Source organism: Ignavibacteriota bacterium (assembly GCA_013285405.1).
Taxonomy (GTDB): Bacteria; Bacteroidota; Ignavibacteria; order Ignavibacteriales; family Ignavibacteriaceae; genus IGN2.
The window spans coordinates 298,664-318,306 of record CP053446.1 but is presented as its reverse complement, the minus strand read 5'-3'; the positions used below and the strand labels follow the sequence as shown (position 1 = coordinate 318,306).

The 19,643-nt window shown below is 34.2% G+C and carries 17 protein-coding genes; 9 read left to right on the top strand and 8 right to left on the bottom strand.

Translation table 11 applies throughout. The annotated features are described in order from the left end of the window. Window positions 1-35 precede the first annotated feature (35 nt). The 7 genes from HND39_01415 to HND39_01385 all read left to right on the top strand — a co-directional run bounded on the left by HND39_01415 (window position 36) and on the right by HND39_01385 (window position 8,210). A complete protein-coding gene (locus tag HND39_01415) occupies window positions 36-1,988 on the top strand; it encodes an oligopeptide transporter, OPT family (GenBank protein QKJ95028.1) in 1,953 nt (650 codons plus the stop codon). Between the two features lie 51 nt (window positions 1,989-2,039). Further along, window positions 2,040-2,414, top strand: a complete 375-nt coding sequence (locus HND39_01410) for a PqqD family protein (GenBank protein ID QKJ95027.1) — start codon at window positions 2,040-2,042, stop codon at window positions 2,412-2,414. Between the two features lie 9 nt (window positions 2,415-2,423). Then, on the top strand, window positions 2,424-3,884 hold the full coding sequence (locus tag HND39_01405; GenBank protein QKJ95026.1) for an aminoacyl-histidine dipeptidase: 1,461 nt from the start codon (window positions 2,424-2,426) through the stop codon (window positions 3,882-3,884). A 218-nt stretch (window positions 3,885-4,102) separates the two neighbouring features. Further along, entirely contained in the window at window positions 4,103-5,614 is a 1,512-nt protein-coding gene (locus tag HND39_01400; GenBank protein QKJ95025.1) for an MFS transporter, read from the top strand. Window positions 5,615-5,671: 57 nt separating this feature from the next. Continuing rightward, a complete protein-coding gene (locus tag HND39_01395) occupies window positions 5,672-6,409 on the top strand; it encodes a hypothetical protein (protein ID QKJ95024.1) in 738 nt (245 codons plus the stop codon). An 80-nt stretch (window positions 6,410-6,489) separates the two neighbouring features. After that, a complete protein-coding gene (locus HND39_01390) occupies window positions 6,490-7,224 on the top strand; it encodes a hypothetical protein (GenBank protein ID QKJ95023.1) in 735 nt (244 codons plus the stop codon). A 17-nt stretch (window positions 7,225-7,241) separates the two neighbouring features. After that, window positions 7,242-8,210, top strand: coding sequence for an aminopeptidase (locus HND39_01385; GenBank protein ID QKJ97839.1), 969 nt, complete (start codon window positions 7,242-7,244; stop codon window positions 8,208-8,210). 13 nt (window positions 8,211-8,223) lie between these two features. Here HND39_01385 and HND39_01380 read toward each other — a convergent pair whose 3' ends face one another. Both HND39_01380 and HND39_01375 read right to left on the bottom strand, forming a co-directional pair. Further along, window positions 8,224-8,595 (bottom strand): type II toxin-antitoxin system VapC family toxin, encoded by a 372-nt coding sequence (locus HND39_01380; protein ID QKJ95022.1) that lies wholly within the window; start codon window positions 8,593-8,595, stop codon window positions 8,224-8,226. Further along, a complete protein-coding gene (locus tag HND39_01375; GenBank protein QKJ95021.1) occupies window positions 8,592-8,798 on the bottom strand; it encodes an AbrB/MazE/SpoVT family DNA-binding domain-containing protein in 207 nt (68 codons plus the stop codon). The genes HND39_01380 and HND39_01375 overlap by 4 nt, the downstream gene beginning before the upstream one ends. Window positions 8,799-9,000: 202 nt before the next feature. Here HND39_01375 and def point away from each other — a divergent pair, with 202 nt between their 5' ends. Continuing rightward, a complete protein-coding gene (def, locus tag HND39_01370; GenBank protein QKJ95020.1) occupies window positions 9,001-9,564 on the top strand; it encodes a peptide deformylase in 564 nt (187 codons plus the stop codon). Window positions 9,565-9,571: 7 nt separating this feature from the next. Next, entirely contained in the window at window positions 9,572-10,519 is a 948-nt protein-coding gene (locus HND39_01365) for a methionyl-tRNA formyltransferase (protein QKJ95019.1), read from the top strand. 180 nt (window positions 10,520-10,699) lie between these two features. Here the strand turns inward: HND39_01365 and HND39_01360 are convergent, their stop codons facing one another. The 6 genes from HND39_01360 to HND39_01335 all read right to left on the bottom strand — a co-directional run bounded on the left by HND39_01360 (window position 10,700) and on the right by HND39_01335 (window position 19,336). Further along, on the bottom strand, window positions 10,700-12,739 hold the full coding sequence (locus HND39_01360; protein QKJ95018.1) for a DUF262 domain-containing protein: 2,040 nt from the start codon (window positions 12,737-12,739) through the stop codon (window positions 10,700-10,702). Between the two features lie 395 nt (window positions 12,740-13,134). Next, window positions 13,135-14,412, bottom strand: a complete 1,278-nt coding sequence (locus HND39_01355) for a DUF4013 domain-containing protein (protein ID QKJ95017.1) — start codon at window positions 14,410-14,412, stop codon at window positions 13,135-13,137. Between the two features lie 162 nt (window positions 14,413-14,574). Beyond that, window positions 14,575-15,138, bottom strand: coding sequence for a hypothetical protein (locus HND39_01350; GenBank protein QKJ95016.1), 564 nt, complete (start codon window positions 15,136-15,138; stop codon window positions 14,575-14,577). A gap of 64 nt (window positions 15,139-15,202) precedes the next feature. Then, window positions 15,203-15,541 (bottom strand): hypothetical protein, encoded by a 339-nt coding sequence (locus HND39_01345; GenBank protein QKJ97838.1) that lies wholly within the window; start codon window positions 15,539-15,541, stop codon window positions 15,203-15,205. A 333-nt stretch (window positions 15,542-15,874) separates the two neighbouring features. Continuing rightward, window positions 15,875-16,252 carry a hypothetical protein gene (locus HND39_01340; protein ID QKJ95015.1) on the bottom strand — a complete coding sequence of 126 codons (378 nt, stop codon included), beginning with the start codon at window positions 16,250-16,252 and terminating at the stop codon, window positions 15,875-15,877. Window positions 16,253-16,279: 27 nt separating this feature from the next. Beyond that, window positions 16,280-19,336, bottom strand: a complete 3,057-nt coding sequence (locus HND39_01335) for an N-6 DNA methylase (protein QKJ95014.1) — start codon at window positions 19,334-19,336, stop codon at window positions 16,280-16,282. Between the last annotated feature and the right edge of the window lie 307 nt (window positions 19,337-19,643).

Below are 19,643 nucleotides of genomic sequence, written 5' to 3'. Positions count from 1 at the left end.
ACAACTATTTCTTCCACGTAGTTAAGGAGTATCTTATGGCCGAGACTAAACGATTTGTTCCCTTCGTCTCTCCTGAAACCTCAATGGCTGAGTTTACCATTCGTGCATTAATCATCGGTTTAATATTAGCTGTAGTTCTTGGTGCTGCAAATGCTTACCTGGGATTAAAAGCAGGAATGACAATTGCTGCTACATATCCTGCAGCAGTTATCGGGATGGCTTTGATAAAAATTATGAAAGGTTCTATTCTTGAAGAAAACTTTACCCGTACTGTTGGTTCAATTGGTGAATCAATAGCTGCAGGTGCAATCTTTACATTACCTGCATTCTTCATTGGTGGAATCTGGGTACCATTCTTTACAACTGAAAATTTTTTAATATCAGTTGCGATAATGATCGCAGGTGGTATTCTTGGAATTATGTTCGTTGCTTTACTTAGAAGAGTAATGGTTGAAGATGTTGAATTACCTTTTCCTGAGTCAGTTGCTGCTGCGGAAATTCATAAAGCTGGCAGACACGGCACCGGTGGTTCTAAATTTCTCTTCAGTGCAATGGGAATCGGTGCTTTAATTCAGGCACTTGGTCAATTTAAATTGTTTGCTACTTCCTGGACTTCAATGATAAATGTTGGTAAAGGACATATTTTCTTCCGCTCACCTGACGTTAGTCCAGCATATATCGGTGTTGGATATATTATCGGTCCAAGACTCGCATCTCTTAACTTTAGTGGTGGAGTACTAGCTTGGGGATTACTTGCGCCAACAATCGCTTTCTTTAAATATTTCAGTACAGAAACTCCTGCAGATTTTGATTGGGCTACTACTATGGTTCAGGTCTGGAAAGATTATGTGAGACCAATTGCTATTGGTGGAATGTTAGTTGGTGCCGGATTTACATTATGGAGAATGCGAAAAAGCCTTATGACAGGTATTGCACGCTCAATCAGTGATGTAAAGAAAGCTGCTACAGGTGAATTTGTTGAAATCAGGACTGAAAAAGATATTAGTTTTAAATGGGTGATGATAGGAATACTCGGTACAGCTGTCGCAACATTCTTTATTTACAACTACTTCTCTCAGGATATTTTTGCGGCTTTAGTAGCCACAATTGTTATGATTGTTGCTGGATTTTTCTTCGCAGCAGTTTCAGGTTATCTTGTTGGAATAATCGGTTCTAGTAATAATCCAATTAGCGGATTAACATTATCAACTCTCGTTGTTGCTGCAATTTTAATGGTTGCATTAGGAATGAAAGGCGAAGCAGGTGTTGCTGCCGTTCTTGGTGTTGCTGCTGTTGTCTGTGTTGCAGCAGCAGTTGCAGGTGAAATGCTTCAGGATTTAAAAGCAGGTCATATCCTTGGAGGAACTCCCTGGAAAATGCAGGTTGGTGATGTTATAGGTGTTGTAGTATCTGCGGCAGTTATGTTCATTCCGTTATTAATCCTTCACGAAGGAGATATTAAATCAGGAGGAACAGGATTTGGTGGAGATGCTCTGCCAGCTCCTCAGGCAAGTTTGATGGCAATTCTTTCTAAGGGAATTGTTGCAGGTCAGATGGATTGGATTTTGATTTTCGTTGGAATGCTTATGGGTGTTGGTTTTATTCTGATGAATGTAAAAAGTCCGATGCTTGTAAGCGTTGGAATGTATCTTCCATTAGGTACTACTTTTGCAATTTTTGTTGGCGGATTAATTAAAGGTATTGTGGAAAAATATAATGATAAGAAACAATTCAACGATGCACAGAAATCGCGTGTAGAGAACACCGGGATATTGATTGCTGCGGGTTTAATTGCCGGAGAAGCTTTGATCGGATTGTTATTCGCGGCATTTGCGTTCTGGGAAGTTTCTCTCTTTGCATTTTTCGCAGAACCGTCATTCATTATCAGCTTGATTGTATTTTCATTTATTGGCTGGCTGCTCGTTAACATTCCACTGAAGAATGCAGGCAAGCCTGACGATCCGCCGCCTCCGCATGTTTCTATGTAATAATTTTATTTATACGGAGCGTTTCCTAAAAACGCTCCTTGTATTTTTAATATGCAGTTAACCTTAAAAGAACGAAAGAAAATATTAAAAAACAGCAACACTCTTGATCTTACTCCATTCAAACTTTTTTCAGAAGAGGTAGATAAAGAGTTACTGGTAACCGTTATTGTTCCAAAATTTAAAAACGAGCTTGCCAAAAAATTCATCGTACCAAAGCTTAAATCTGCTGACTTCAGAATTAATCTGGAAAAGTTCGGTTCAGCGGTCTGGATAAATATTGATGGTAATAACAATGTCCAGGAAATAATAAATGTCGTTACGGAAAAATTTGGTAATAATCTTGATCAGGCAGAAGAAAGAATAACAAAATTTATTTTTCAACTGTATGAACAAAAATTAATATCCTTTAATGAAATAAACAGATAGGAGAAAATCATGGGAAACGTATTAGGTCACTTAGAACCAAAATTAGTCTGGCATCACTTCGAAGAGATTTGTAAATATCCACGCCCTTCAAAAAAAGAAGAGAAGATTGCTGCGTATGTAATTTCAGTGGGTAAAAGACTTGGTCTTCAAACTGAAAGAGATAAATTCGGAAATATTTTAATTCGTAAACCGGCAACACCCGGAAAAGAAAATTTAAAGACGGTTGTTCTTCAAGGACATATTGATATGGTTTGCGAATCAAACAGAGGTATCAAACACGATTTTGATAACGACCCAATTCAACCATACATTGACGGTGATTGGGTTAAAGCAAAAGGAACAACTCTTGGTGCTGATAATGGAATTGGATTTGCCACTGCTCTTGCAGTTTTAGAATCTAAAGATGCAGAACACGGACCACTTGAATGTCTTTTCACACTTGATGAAGAAACAGGATTGACAGGCGCTTCAAGTTTGAAGAAAGGTTGGTTGAAAGCTGACATACTAATCAATATGGATTCTGAAGAACTCGGAACAATATTCATTGGCTGTTCTGGTGGAAAAAATACCGCAGCTAAGTTCAAAGCTAAATTGGAAAAAGCACCAAAGAATTATTCATCATTTGAGATAAAAGTTGCAGGATTAAAAGGTGGACATTCAGGACTTGAAATTCACGTTGGACGAGGGAACGCAGTCAAAATACTTAATAGATTAATTTTTGAATATTCGAAAGATGAGTTAATTAAACTTTCATCAATAAATGGTGGTAATAAACATAACGCAATTCCTCGTGAGGCTTTTGCTGTTGTTGCCGTTCCGAAAAAAGATGAAAAGACATTGAAAAAGTTTGTTTCAAAATACAATGATAAAGTAAAGGCAGAATTTGTTGCTGTTGAGCCTGATCTTTCAGTCTCATTAGAGAAACATGATATGCCTGAAAAATTTATTGATGAAAAAACTCAAAAACGATTAATAAATGCTTTGTATTCAATTCCGCACGGTGTTATAAAAATGTCGAATGATATTCCCGGATTAGTTGAAACTTCAAACAATCTGGCTGTGGTAGAAACGGTTGGAAAGAATATAAACATTGTAACCAGTCAACGAAGTTCAGTGGCATCAGAAAATGTTGATATTACAAATATGGTTACTTCGGTTTTACAGCTTGCTGGTGCGGAAATATCGTATGGTGATGGATACCCCGGATGGAAACCGGATATTAGTTCTGACATTCTGAAAGTTTTCAAATCAACATTCAATCAGTTGTACGGAAAAGAACCACACGTAACTGCAATCCACGCAGGGTTGGAGTGCGGAATAATAAAAGAAAAATATCCGGATATGGATATGATTTCATTCGGACCGACAATGTTTGGCGTTCACTCGCCTGATGAGAAATTACAGATCTCAACAGTACCGGAATTTTATCGCCAGCTTGTGAATGTTTTAAAAAATATTCCGGTAAAATAATTTATCGATGTGTGTAACATTAAAGGCAGATACTTTTATCAGGTATCTGCTTTTTATTTTATTGTTGTTGATAATTAAATTATTCAATCTGTCACAATGAGCTTGCAAGCTTGCCTGTCAGGCAGGTCGATATGTGACTTAAAAAAAATTAATTCAGTCTTCGACAGTGCTTGCTCTGAGTTTATCGAAGGGCTCAGACTGACAAAATCAAAAATATTATGAATACAACTGAACTTTCTTTGAAACCTCAGCCTACATCATTTTTAAGATGGACTGCATTGCTGTTGATAAGTTTAGCAATGATGGGCAATTATTATATCTATGACAGCATTAGTCCGCTGGCAGATCTATTAAAAGCACAGCTTGGATTTTCTGATTCAAACATCGGGCTGCTGAATGCTATTTATTCATTCCCGAATATTATTATGGTGCTTGTAGGTGGATTGGTGATAGATAGAATCGGAACTAAAACCTCCGTTCTGATTTTTACCGTACTCATTACCCTCGGTTCGATAGTAACAGCAGTGACAGGCAATATATGGATGATGTCTGCCGGAAGATTAATTTTTGGGCTTGGTGCAGAATCGATGATAGTTGCAATCACAACAATTATTGCACGTTGGTTTAAAGGTAAAGAATTATCATTTGCATTCGGATTAAATCTGACAGTAGCAAGATTAGGTTCATTTCTTGCGCTTAATTCTCCAAGCTGGGGAAAAAGTTTATATGAATATTGGCAATCACCACTCTGGATAACGGTTGCTGGCGGAGTTTTTGCTTTAGTATGTATTGCATTGTATTTCTTTCTTGATCTGTATGCAAGCAAGAATTTTAATTTACCAAAAGAAGGCGAGCAGGATGCAATATTGCTTTCAGATATTTTAAGAGTAAAAGAAAAACAGCGATGGCTTATCTTTTCCGGAATTGCTGCTCTGGCAATTATATTAACTATTATTTCATCAGATAACTGGTCTATTTATCTTATAGTATTAATTGTTGGGATGTTAATCCTCTTTCTAAAAGTAAAATCATTTTCAACATCGTTCTGGTACATAACCGCATTGTGCGTAACATTTTATTCGGCAATGTTTCCATTCCAGACATTTGCAATTAAATTTTTTCAGGAAGCTCACGGAACAAGCAGAGAAGTTGGTGGAAATCTTTCGAGCATACTTACTCTTGCTGCTATGATTTTCACTCCGCTATTTGGTTTGCTTGCAGATAAAATCGGGAAAAGATCTTTACTAATGATGTTCGGCTCACTGTTAATAATCCCGGTTTATTTAATGATGGCTTATCAATTTGGAAAACCTGATGTAATGCATGAAAGTGATTTTGTGAATATTACAATTTCATTTTTTGATATAGATGCTGCGATTCCTATTTATCTTATTTTACCAATGGCAATGATGGGAATTGCTTTTTCACTTGTTCCAGCAGTTATGTGGCCGTCGGTTGCAATTATTGTAGATCAGTCAAAACTCGGGACTGCTTACGGTTTAATGACAATGATTCAAAACATCGGGCTTTTTAGTTTTAATTTACTGATTGGATTTGCTAATGACTTTTCCGGTGCAAGTGCAGAAAATCCTGCTGGTTATAATCTCGGTATGTGGATATTTTCTATTCTTGGTTTTCTTGGTTTGTTGTTCGCTTATCTACTGCGTAAATCCGAAACCGGACCCAAAGGTCATGGACTTGAGCTTGGAATGAAACAAAAAAAATCATGATTATTAATATTATTATTTTTTCCCAACATAATTTCATCAGCTAATAAAGGAGCCTTAATGAAAAAAATTTACATTTTCTTAACCGGTATATTGATCTTGATAAATGCAAATAGATCCAATGCACAAGATGACTGCTGTGGAATGGGTTCAATCTTCTCCTCACTTCTGAGCAGCGGAATTTTTGGCGGCTATGGTTTCCAGCAATACAGTGCTGAAGGTTTAAATGGTTTGATTGAAGCTAACCCTATTCTCAACGAAAATTTTGAAGATTTTGGTTTTGCTCATGGATGGCGAGCTGGTGCTAATATTATTGGATTAAGACAAGATGATCTTCTTGCCACTTTTAAAGTTTACTACCAATCGGTTAAGGAAATTCAGGAAGCTGGTTCAGGTGATGAGACTCAGAAACTCGAACTGCAAATGAATACCTGGGCATTAGGTCTTGGACTTTCTTATGTAATTAGTAATAATTTTGATATCAGATTGCTCGATGCACTGATGACATTTAATTCCGTTAACCTGACTAATGATATTCATTCTGTTTCCAATGGCGATTCAAAACAAGAGTTTGAATCAACTGAGTCTAATCTTGGTTTCTCATTTGATGCTGGCATGGTTTATTATCCATTTCCGCCTTACATAGCTATTGAAGCGCTTGGCGGTTATTCATTTTTTTCAATTGAAACCATGAGAGACAAAGAAGACTTTGTTGATCTTCAAACAAATGGTGACTTCATTGATGGCGGAGGATTTTTTGCCGCTGCAGTTCTAACAATTGGAATTCCATTTAATTAATTTTTTAAATAGCTTTTATTATAATATCAGTGAATAGAGATGTGAATAAAAGCGGATATTTTTTAACAATAATATTTTTTGTGATTACCTTTACAATTCCCTGTCATTGCCAGACATTTGGTTTCGGTTGTCTTGGATTTGTTGGCGGTTATGGGGGATATTCTTATCAGAAATACAATCCTGCAGGTTTAAATGAATATATCAGATTCTGGAATTCACTCGAATACGTTCATTCGCCTTTGAATGAATTTTCTTCTGCTGATGGCTACAGAGTAGGATTGAATTTTTTTCGTGCAACCTTTGAGAATAATATTATGATTACTGCAAAAGGATTTTACCAATATCTTAATGAAAATGATAAAGCTACAGTCGGCGGTAGTTCAAATACTGACAATCACACAATGGATTTAACACTAAAAAGCTGGTCAGTCGGTCTTGATGTTGGTTGGGAATTTACAAAAGTAATTAGCTGGAAAATTCTTGATGGTTCACTGAATTTTAACAATGTAACTCTCACACAAACTACTGACTTACCTGGCGAATCAGATGTAAGCAAATATAAAAGTGATTCCGGAGTAATAGGATATTCAATCGGTACGGGAGTTATTGTAGCGATCATAAAAGATTATGTAAGCTTTGAGGGGTTAGCCGGTTATTCATTTCTGGTAGTTGATAATGTCTATGATGCGAACGGGACACCGTTCCTCAATCCGGTGCAAATTCCTGAACAAGCTATATGGACTGAAAGTAAATTCATTGAATCAGGTGGCTTTACTGCCGTACTTCAACTTAACGTTGGTTTTCCACTTCTTTAAAAAATTTAATCGGGGTAATTATGAAAAAAATAACAAAACTTGATACTGCATCTCAGATAGCAATACGCGATTGTATGGGTGCGAAGAAAGATGAAAAAATTCTTGTAATAACGGATGAAGTAAAAAGAGAAATTGGGCTATCACTTTACGAAAATGCAATAAGGCTTGGTTATACTTCGCTTCTTGTCGAAATGAAATCAGGTAAGATAAATGGAGAAGAACCATCTCCTGAAGTAACTGAATTAATGCAAAAATTTGATGTCGTGTTTTGTCCGACTGCAAAATCTTTAACTCATACAAATGCAAGAAGAGCAGCATCAGCAAAAGGAGTACGCATTGCAACATTTCCCGGAATCACAAAAGATGTGATGATTCGCGGAATGAATGCTGATTATAAATCAATTTCAAAAAGAACAATCAGGCTAACCGAGCTTCTGGAAACCGGAAGTGAAATTAAAGTCACGGCTCCGGCTGGAACGGACATTTCATTCAGTATTAAAGGAAGAAAAGCTTATGCAAGTAAAGGATTATTTCATGCAAAAGGTGAAAGTGGTAACCTTCCTACAGGCGAAGCATTTTTAGCTCCCGTTGAAGGAACAGCTAATGGAGTTTTTGTTACTGATGGTTCATTCGCAGGATTAGGACTAATAAAAAATGTTAATATCAAAATTGAAGTCGTGAATGGCTACGCAACAAAAATTTCCGGTGGAACTCTGGCAAAAAAATTAAAACAGCAATTAGATTCTGTGGGTAAAGAAGCAAGAAATATCGCTGAGTTTGGTATTGGAACAAATGATTCTGCCAGGTTGAGCGGTGTTCTGCTTGAAGACGAAAAAGTTATGGGAACAATTCACATTGCACTTGGCAATAATGTTTCGATGGGCGGAAGTGTAAATGTTCCGATTCATCTCGACGGCGTTGTGAAGAAGCCGACTGTCTGGATGGATGGAAAAATGCTGATGAAAGATGGAAAGCTTTTAGCTTGACTAAAGTAAGTTCTTATTTTTTGAAGAACATTACATTATCTAATCCTTTGAAATCATAATCCTGAGTCCAGATCTTTGCTCCTACACTTCTTGCACTTGCAATTATTAGGGAATCAGCCATTGGAATTTTATTTTGGATACTGATTTTCGAGCCTTCAATAGCGATCTGGGATGTAATTTCTAAAACTTCAGCTTGCTGCATAACCGCAATTGCCTGAATAGCACTATTTTCATCACGATGCTGACTTATCTTTTTATAAACTTCATAAATATTTATAACGGATACTACAAGGTTTTTTAAATCCTGAATAATAGGTGCAAAGTGTTTTGCATTTTTGCCACCCGCAAAATATTCCATCCATGCCGATGAATCTACTAAATTCATTCGCGGTCACTTTCACGTTTGATGTTCGTGTCTATTCCTTTAAGAAAACCTCTTGCTTGTTTTATATCTTGAATTGGCACGAACTCAATTTTATCTCCGACATTAATAATTTGCAGTTTCTGACCAGGTTTAAGATTAAGTCTTTCCCTTATAATTTTTGGAATAACGATCTGATATTTGGGTGATATTATTACTGTTGTCATACTTTTCTCTACATACTTTTACACAAACATATCGATATGGAAAATGTAAGTCAAGTTAAAACCTGTGATTTATCTTACTTTGAAAAAAGTAAGTATATATTTAAGCAAAATTTTATGTTAGATGATTTACTGGTTTCTTTATTCCACTTGCAGTATTTAATTTTGTATAGAATATTAAGCAATTCAATTATTTAATAAATTTATGTCAATCGTTCCAATCACCCTTTGCGGTGATAAAATATTAAGGAAAAAAACAGCAGTCGTTACTGATATTGATGATAAAATAATCGGAATCATAACGGATATGTTTGATACTATGCGTAATGCAAACGGAGTCGGACTGGCTGCAAATCAGATAGGATTGAACAAACAGATTTTTGTTGCTGATATTTCGCCGGTTGAGGGTTATGAAAATTTCAAACCTATTGTGATGATTAATCCTAAAATTATTTCTAAATCGGATGAAACAACTTCTATCGAAGAAGGATGTTTGAGCATTCCTGAATTGCGCGAAGAAATAATACGACCGGAAAATGTTTCCGTTTCTTTTTACGATGTTGATATGAAAGAGCACACAATTGAAGCTGACAGGTTGTTAGCTCGTGTGATTCAACATGAGTATGATCATCTGCAGGGTGTATTATTTATTGATTATTTTAGTGATGATTTGAAGAAGCAGTATAAAAAACATCTTGAAAAAATTAAGAAGCGCAAACTTGATATCGAGTACCCTTTCAGCGAGTCAAATGATTATTTAATTAAATAGACCTGCTATGAACATTATTTTCATGGGTACTCCGAATTTTGCTATACCTTCACTTAAAATTCTTCTCGACTATAATTATAAAATTTCAGCAGTTGTTACTCAGCCGGATAAAGAACGGGGAAGGGGACAAAAAGTTTCATTTACTCCGGTAAAACAATTTGCAGTTGAATACAACTTACCAGTTTATCAACCGGAAAAATTAAAAGGCAATTTAGAATTCATTGAAGAAATGAAATCGCTGCAACCCGATTTATTTGTAGTTGTCGCATTCAGAATTTTACCGAAAGAAGTTTTTGAAATTCCAAAGTTCGGTTCGTTTAATCTTCACGGATCTTATCTTCCGAAGTATCGTGGTGCAGCACCAATCCAGTGGGCTTTGATAAATGGTGAAACAGAAACAGGTTTAACTACTTTCAAGCTTGCAGAAAAAGTTGATACCGGAAATATTTATCTACAGGAAAAAGTTCAGATTAATCTTGATGATAATTTTGAAACGCTCCACGATAGAATGAGCGAACTTGGTGCAAAGCTTGTTCTTCAAACAGTTAAACTTATTGTCCGACAGGACTCCTTCGGAGAATCAGGAAAATATGAATTGAAACAACAGGATGATTCGCTTGCTTCACCGGCACCAAAAATTACAAAAGAAACTTGTCTTATTAATTGGAACAAATCTGCTGAAGAAATTCATAATCTTGTTCGAGGACTTTCTCCTTATCCGGGTGCTTATTTTATTTACAATGATAAAGTGATAAAGATTTATAAAACACAGGTAATGGGAAGAAATGATCTGAAACCATTTCAGATTGAACAAACAAAAATTGACAAATCCGGCTCCCGACGGAATGAACTAATAATCGGCTGCGGAAAAAATGCTTTAAAAATTCTTGAACTTCAACAGGAAGGAAAGAAGAGAATGAGTGTTGAAGAATTTTTGAGAGGTTTTAGAAATTGAGGTAACGGTTTACGTATTGCCGAAGGTGGGGATTTTTAGCACAAAAGTTCAATAGAAGAGCTGCACTTGAATCTAGCAGAAAACCGTCATACGAAGCACTGCACCCGCCATTACGCCAAACCGCTGTTATCGGCTGCCCTTCTGTCTTTTTATTTTGTCTATCGTTTTGTGTTGTCAAGTTTAGTCTATTTCGTTTTCTTCAACTTCAACTTCGTAATTTTTAATTTCATTCATCCATTCTTCAAGAGTTCTTCCTTCATATTTCCACATATTAACTCCCCAATAAGCACCTGAACGATTTCTGCGATTTTTTCTTGTTTCAATTTCACGAGTTAGTGGCGATAATCTCCAAATCTTATCTTCAAATTTGACCTCCTTGTTACCTATAACATCAGCAACAATATTTGCATCGTCAAAATACACAATTGTCTTACCGATTAAGTCTAAACTTTCGAACGATAATCTATTCCCAATACTTCTTTTTTCTGTTGAATAGTTGTTGCTGGTTTTTAAGTTGTCGCCAATCGGTAAAATATTTTCAATTATAATTTTAATTAGATACTCTGCACGGTTTTTAATTTGTTCCTCACCCCAATTTTGCTGGTCAGTGATTTTATTTTTGGCAATTTGCATTCCCGCATTATTTTCATAAATCTCTTTTTTCCCTCTGAAAGAATGGTTGCTCAACTCTTGATTATGGCGAATCAAAGTTAGGTTTCCGATATTGTTCAAGTAATTATCGTGTATTTCTTGATAATTTTCTCCAAGTTCATTTTTCCAAGTGTCATTTAAGGTTTGTGGCATAATATGCTCAACTTGTAATTGTTTATCGTTTAAGGCAGGACGATTTTTTGTTAGACTTTCTTCAATCAAACTAAACAAAAACTTTCCACTTTCAAAGTTGTAAAAATTAGATTTTTCACTTAATAAAAACTGATGAACTTCTTTGTCATTTGGTAGCCTCATGGAAAAAGTCTGATTTGAACAAATTTCTAACATTTTCTCTCTCTTATTAGTCGCTAAAACTAATTCATCAAAATACTTTGAAAATAATGCTGCATCTTTATTTTCTGATTTTCTAATTCCTAAAATACTTTTACGAGCAACATATACAAAAATGGCATCCAATATTACTAAGCAATCCTCATCAATAATTTTTTCATCAGTTCTCAAACGCAAAATTCCTAAAATGAAAGAATGGAATGCAGAAACTTTGAGTGTTCTTAAATCAGTAATTTTTTGGTCAATTTTATTGTTTCCGCTTGATTTATACCTAGCTAAAATTGCGTACTCATTAGAGTATTCTGCCAACTTTTTAATTAGTTGTTCGTGGTTGTCATCGCCAAACAAATCTTTAAAATCACGATAAAGTTCTTTATGGTTTGAGTCGGTTGCTTTTTTGTAACTCGAAATATCAATCAACTGCATATAGTCACGAATAAAAGCTGAAACAGAAAAGGCGTTATTATCGCCTGATAAATTTTGCTCTATTTTTAACCAAAAATTATGATACAAATTATTTTGTTGAGCGGAAGTTTTTCCGAGCAATAAGTAGTTTCTGACTAAATCCGAAAGAGATAACGGTTTTCCAAGCGAGTTCATACTCTCAAAAATTTCTTGCGGCTTTTCCCAATGATTTCTTTCTGGTTCTAACTGAATTGTTACGATATTAAAATTCACTAAACCTTTTTCAATTAAATCCCTGATGTAGTTCTGTTCTAACTTGTCTAATTTTGATTTGAGAAACTTGTAGTTTTTAAAAACATTAGACTTTTTATCACTATCATCTAAGTGTTCCCCCAAAATGATATTCTTGTATGCTTTCCAGTCAGATTCAACTTGTTTTAATTTGATTTTATATTCAACATCGCCACTGACGTTATTATTCTTCAAATATTTTGAATCAATAGTGTTTTTTAATGAGTCATCAGTAATGCAATCACGAGCGGCAATTAAAAACAACATAGTTGTTGTCAATCTTTGCTGACCATCAACCAAAATGTATTTATCGGGTTGTCCTAAAATTGTGCTTTCTGCATAATAAATAACTGTTCCGAAAAAGTGTTGAGTGTTTCTGCTGTTCGCTACTTTCTCAATATCTTTATAAAGGATTTCGCACATTTCTTCGCCCCATTCATAATTTCTTTGATAAGGTGGAATAAAGAAAGTCACATCATTGTTTGACAATAATTTTAAGATTTGATTGTCTAGACTTCTCATATTGTTGCCTTTGTAAATGTTATAAATAATATTGAGTTGACGCTGTGTCGTTCGCAGGGTTGCCACCAACTCTTAGCTTACCACATTACGTCTATCCACCCAATTTGGGTAGTTATACGCAAATGCTTTTTATTGTAATACAAATTAATTAAAAACAGTTGTGTCATCAAGTGTTATAATTTAAAAAACAAACAGGCAGCAAAAAAAATAAATGCTGAAAATTTTTTAAGAAGCTTTAGTTTTATCCGGGAATAATTTTCTGATCTTATTTCACGATTTAAGATTTTAGGATTCGCAAGCAAGCTAATGTGTTTGTAATTAGTCTATAACCCTATTCTTAAATTTTGATTGAATCATATCAATATTGCGCAATAATCGGGAAATCCAAAATACAATTATGCTTCTGTCTGATAATATTTCGTCTGGTCAGGATTTGATTCCTTGTACGTCTTACTCTTCTTATCAATTTGGTTGTATGCTTCAGCAAAATTATCCCGTAATAATTTATTGTAATCCATCCATCTTGGTATGACTTCATTTTTGTTCATATAATTAATTGCTTCGAAAGCTGCAACATCGGGTTTTAATTTTAGTTCATCAAGTATTGACTGAATGTTTTCTTCAGCCCGTGATTTAATCTTCTCATCTTTATCCTGGATTGCAATGGTTAAATCGATTAATTCAAAATATAATTCAATTGCATAAGTAACACCGTAATCGGAAATAGATTTTCGTGTGTTTACAATTGCTTCGTTCATTCGTTTGTAATATTCTTTATCTCTGTTGGTGTTATATAAATTCATATTCGCCAGTGCAATGTCTGTCCAGGTACTATAACTAATGTCAATATCCTTTTTATATTGATCAGCAAGCTCATTAATTAAATTGTAATTTCTGATATTATATAAAGCGATAATAATTTGTCCGAATAATATTTGTGCATCATTATTTTCAAACTTATCAATGATTTTATTAATGAGCGTTTGCAATTTATCCTTTGTAAAATCTTCACCTTTAAAATCTTTATAATTTTTCGGATCGGATTGCAATAATAATGACTCAACTTCCTTCCTGATATCGATATTAATATTTTTATCATCTACCAGGGATTGTGTTTCCATCAATTCATCTTCTTTTTCTTTTATCTTTCTTCTATATCCTTCTTCCATGGAAGTTAATAATATTTTTGGCAGATAAATTCTACTCCACAGATACCCGAGAAAAAATCCACCAACGAAATAAAATATCATTGTTGAAACAGAAAAAACAAACGAGCTTGGCTGTCCTCCCATTCCCTGCGAAAGCGTATTACCAATTTTATAAATTCCATCGCTTAACTGATTCAATTGAACCAGGCTCACACCAACTATTATTTTTGTAATCCAGTCTGAAATTTCTTCGAGATTAGTATTGGCTCCGATATTTTCTGAATCTTTGGCGGCTGGAGTTCTGGGTATTCCAAAAATGAATCCGATGAACGCACCAACAATTGCACTTGTTAAAGCAATTATAGCGGATATACTGAGAATGGATAAAAACTTATCGGCGCCATGTGCAATTGAGTAAATAAAAATTATTACTACACCGATAACAAGAATTAAAGTGATAAAAAAGATACTCTTGCCTTTACCTTCTTCTATTTTCACTTCGTTGCTTAAATCTGTTTTTGGCATTTGTTTCTTGCCTCCCGAAAGTTTTGATACTTCTGAAATCTAACTCATAGATTAAATATAATAAATATTAAAAAAGAATAAAGTCGTATAATTTATTTTTATGAAACCCCTGAAAATTTAGAAAAGGATATTTTGAATAAGAATAAGAGGTAAAGATGAATATTAAAGATATTTTTCTATTCCGGGTGTACCGTACTGTTTATTCTTTTCAGTCATCCTGATAAAGTATGTCAATCTTTGTTTCAAAACTTCAGGTCTTCGTCTGCCACCATCGATAAATGCAATACGAATTCTTTTATAAGATTCTGAATATTTCTGATAATTCTTCCATGCCTCTTTATTCTTCCTTATTTCGTCAATGATATCAATTGGAAAAATAAATTTTTCATTTTCCAGATCATCGAGAGTTATTTTAATTGATGCGATGACCTTTTTCGATTTTAACAATTTCTTTAATCTTTCTTTATTTAACTGCGAGTATTTGCTTTTCGGATTTCTCGGAGTGAATCTTTGAACGTGACTATCTTTTTCAATTTTCTTTACCGTGCTGTCAATCCAGCCAAAGCACAAAGCTTCTTCAACAGCATCTTCATACGAAATTCTTTTTTTACCTGAAGCTTTACTCGGAAAAATAAACCAGATTTCTTTTTTTGTTTTGAAATTTTTCTTTAACCAGGTTCGCCATTCGCTTCTTGATTTTATATAAATTGTTTCAGTGATTTCCATAAAGATTAAGTATCAAATCGCTATACGGATGGTGGTGAATGAAAATGATTTGCTGAATAACAGATTAAAATCCAACTTTCCAAATTTTATCAGAAGTTTCTATATAAACAGGTAAAGCTGCAGAACCATACCATTTGTATAAATCTGCTGCAAGTAATTTCGAGTTGATGGCAGGATCAGTTTGAATTAATTCTTCAGCTTCTTCAATTGTTGATACATCCAGAATAAAAATTCCACGATACTTATTCTCGTTCTTGCCAAGAGGACCGGCAACTATCAGTTTGTCTTCTTTTACAAGACGTTTTATGTTTTGAAGATGACCGGAAAAACAACTGTCAATGAATTCTTCATCAGTTGTTGTATTGGTTCCGGTTTTGAGCATAACGAAAACATATCCTTTCATTCCATAATCATCTGCCCCGAGTTTCTTTGCAAGCGTTGAATCATAATCCGGGTTTGTTTGTTGCGCTTTAGTTTGGTGAATTCCTAAAAAAAGTAGAACGATAATTAATGCAGTTTTCATATTGTTTCAATAAAATATTTAGAAGTTTTATTTGCAGAAACATACAATGATTACAAAATAAATGCTAACAATACTTTCTACTCGAAAAATATTAAGTGACAATATATAGATGACATAGTTCGGTCACGCAAATTAATTATTAAATATTTATTAGTGGCAACTAAATATTAATAATTAATTTCAGAAGAAGAGAAAAGAAGGAATCTATTTCTTTTATTTATCGCTCTCTCGTGAGTTACTTTTGGTTCGAGCATAACCATATCCACCAAGTAATGCGCCACCAAAGCCAACAACGAGTTTTATTAAATCCATTGCAGTTGAATCACGACCAATATAAAAGAGAACACCTGAAATAAATAAAACTAAACCAGATATTATAAAGATTCCAATTGTCGTTAAGCGATTCTGGCGGCTTGATTCCTTTAGGATATTATTTTCGAAATCTAATTCTCGACGATGTTTTTCATTATCATTTTCTGTCCACGATTTAATCAATGGTTCAGCTAACTTTATCAATTCGGGCAAAGTCAGTTCATTTTGTTTTTGATTACTATTTGATTGTTCGGGTATTTTCTCTAGTTCTTCATTCATAATTAGTTCTCGTTTTTAATTATTACTTCAAATTTTAATTTTATCAATCTCTTTCATTATCCTATCAGTTTCTGTTAAGGCAGCAATAATTTTCTGATAATGTTCGATATCGCTATTTGTGAGTGTTCTTCCTTTTCTATCCTTTAGCCATTTTTGTGCTGGCTGATAACCACCGATGTAAAAGTTCCAGACAATCTCAGGAACTTTACCAAAATATTGTTCTTTATTTATAAAAACTTTTCCGTTGTTGTCATTCCGAACCTGCCTTGCCGTCAAGCAGGCTTGTTTCGGAATCTTAGATGCTGAACCAAGTTCAGCATGACTACTATTCTCAAACCTTATCTTCTCGACTTCGTTATTTCCCGAAACAGGATATGTTGTAATGAACTGATTTACTTTTGGTGATTCGAGAAGATGAAGTAGGCGAAGTTCAGTTCCAAGTGTAACAAGTTTTTTAAAACTTTCTTTGTTTTTTGGATAAGGCACACGAGGAAAATCTATCTTTAAAAACTCTTTATACTTTTTCCTGTAAGAAGGTGAGTGAAGAACAGCATAAATATAATCGAGAATATCCTTCGGCGTTACTTTGCCAACTTTCTTTTCTATTTCTTCTACAATTTCTTTTTTGAGGTTTACCTCTTTTGTATTATTGTCTAAATACCAATACAGAGGGAATGCATAAGTAGATTCTTTTGTCTGTAGTGAAACCGAACAAAAATCACTTAAGGATTTTGTAATAAGCACATGTTGAAAGTCAAAAGTAGATTGTTGTCGACAAGTTAGTAAGCAAACATTATCCTTTAACATATGTTTCATTACTGAATAACGATGACGAACTACTTTATCTAAATCATATTGAATCCATCTAGTATCAAAAGGACGATATAAATATGGTTCACTATTTTCTTCAAATTCGTTAAAACTTACTAATTCATCATCGTGATGAGTTTTTACACCAGAAGTATTATTTATGAAAATTTCATCAACTTTAAATCCTTCGTTATAACCTTGAATTGCTTTAAAATCTTTTGGTACAAAAAAGAAATTGGGTGAAAACGAATTTAAATTTTGCCATTTAATTGTTCTTAAGTCGTTTTCATCAAGAAAATAAAATTTGTTTCTTCGTGTCCCATAAACTTCTGCAAACTTAACTGCTCCAAGTTTTTCTTTTTTTTCTGACTTTCGGATCATAATTGAAATGACAACACCTTGCTGTATATCAAAAACATTTTCATCTTTACTTCCATCAGCTGCTGTTTCTTTCTTTTTGGTGCTTCCATGCAAATCGAGAAAATAAATTTCATCAAAAGTTTCAAGTAAGTGCTTTCTCATCTGACGATGAATGATGCCATCTAAGAAAGAGTTATTTGTAATCATTGCTACGATACCAGTTTTATTCTTTTCGATAAAATGTTCCGCATATCGAATAAATTTTATATAATCATCAGAAAGCGGTTGAATATTTTTTTCGTTTAAATCTTTCTTATACTCTTTTATTAAATCAAGAATCCATGGACTTTTATTTTCAGAACTTATGCTATAAGGTGGATTACCGATTACAACCATTATAGGAGCTTCGTTTTTAATAAGAGCAGCTTCTTTAGATTCATCGGCAATGCTTTCAGCAAAACCAAAGCCAGTAAACATTTCTTGCTGAGGTGCACTTTCTTCAAGCGAGTTGGTGAGATAAATTCCAAGACGGCGGTTAAAGTATTTAAAACCCGTGGCTTTAAAAGCCATACTAAGTTTAAGATGTGCAATAGTGTATGGAGCCATCATCAGTTCAAAACCGTGAAGTCGCGGAAGTAAATCGTTATGGACGTAAGTTGTCCAGCGCCCAATTTGTCCGCTGTTTTTCAGCTTCAAATAAATTTCACGAATGACTGAACTTAAAAAAGTTCCGGTTCCAACAGCAGGATCAAGAATCTGAACGCGATGAATTCCGTTTTCAAGTTTTGAAGTATCGGCAAGTCCAGAAGGAAGGTTAAATTCTTTTTGCAGGAGATAATCAACAGACCGAACAATAAATCTAACAACAGGTAATGGAGTATAATAAGCACCCATTTTCTTGCGAAGTTCAGCATCGTATTCTTTAAGGAAATCTTCATAAAAATGAATCACAGGATCAGGACCGATATTGTCACCCTGAACTCGTTTCAGGGTCTCATCGGAAGATGCTGAAATAAATTCAGCATGACCTCTTTCAAAATATTGTTTCATCAACTGTTGAATATTTGCGTGAGAAAACACTTCACACAATTCATTCACTATGTATTCCAGTCGTTTATCAAAATTGGGTCCAACAATATGATCGAAGAAATTTCTTAGAAAAGGATTTGATGCAGGAACTAAATCACGCGCTTCTTGACGAGAAAATTTTTCAGGAGTTTCGTCATGGTACCTTGCAACAAATAATCCATAAACCAGCGTCTGAGCATACATATCAGCAAAATCTTCTACATCAAGATCGTGCACAAGAAGTTTTTTAATTGTGTTGTAAACGTTCAGTATCTCTGGTTTCTTTTCATCTTTCTTTGCCAGAACTTCTTTAATGTTGTCTCTTATTCGTTGAGCTTTCCCACCCATAATTTTTGCAAGATGTTCACCAGATTTAATTGGTTCTTTGTGAGATTGAGTGAATTGAAGTAAAGTGTTTCCGGCAAAATCAAATTTATCTGGAAGGGGAGTAATAGTTCTTGAATCGAAATCATACTGTGCAATTTTTATCGGTTCCTGGTACTTAATTCCATTCCTGTAAAACCGAAATTCAACATAATCTGTTAAAACGAGATTAGCATAACCAAAGTACCTTTCCATCTGCTTTGACTTTTCAATCTTATCAAGAGATTCACCAATAGTTTTTGCTTCAATGTAAAGAATGGGAATATCGTTCTTCATCACAATGAAATCAGGTTTGTTGCCGTGCTTGGCTTTAGGATCGTGGTCTATTCTTTTGACATTTATCTTTTCAAATATACCCTGAAGAAGAATTTCGAAATCGGTTCGGTATCCCATTTCCGAAGTTTCAGGGTGTGAAAACTTGGTGGCTATTGAGTGGAGATATTTTTTAAAGATTTCTCTCATTGTATAAACATTAGTGTAATCGCCTGTTTGTAATCATATTATATTCAGTCATTTTTACTTCTCCATATCTATATTCCTTACAAAATCAACTATTGTAAAAATAATCACATTATCAAATTGAAACTAATATCCACGGGTTGATGTTGATTCCTCCCATCATTTTTTGACTTGTAATTTTATTAATTGGAATAAAACTTGCCCACTAGTCATGATAAAATTTCTTGACAAAGAAAATACTAAAGGATATTTTAGTCATAAGGAGTTACTAAATTTTCTAAACTTATCAATCATTTATTAAAAATAAAAT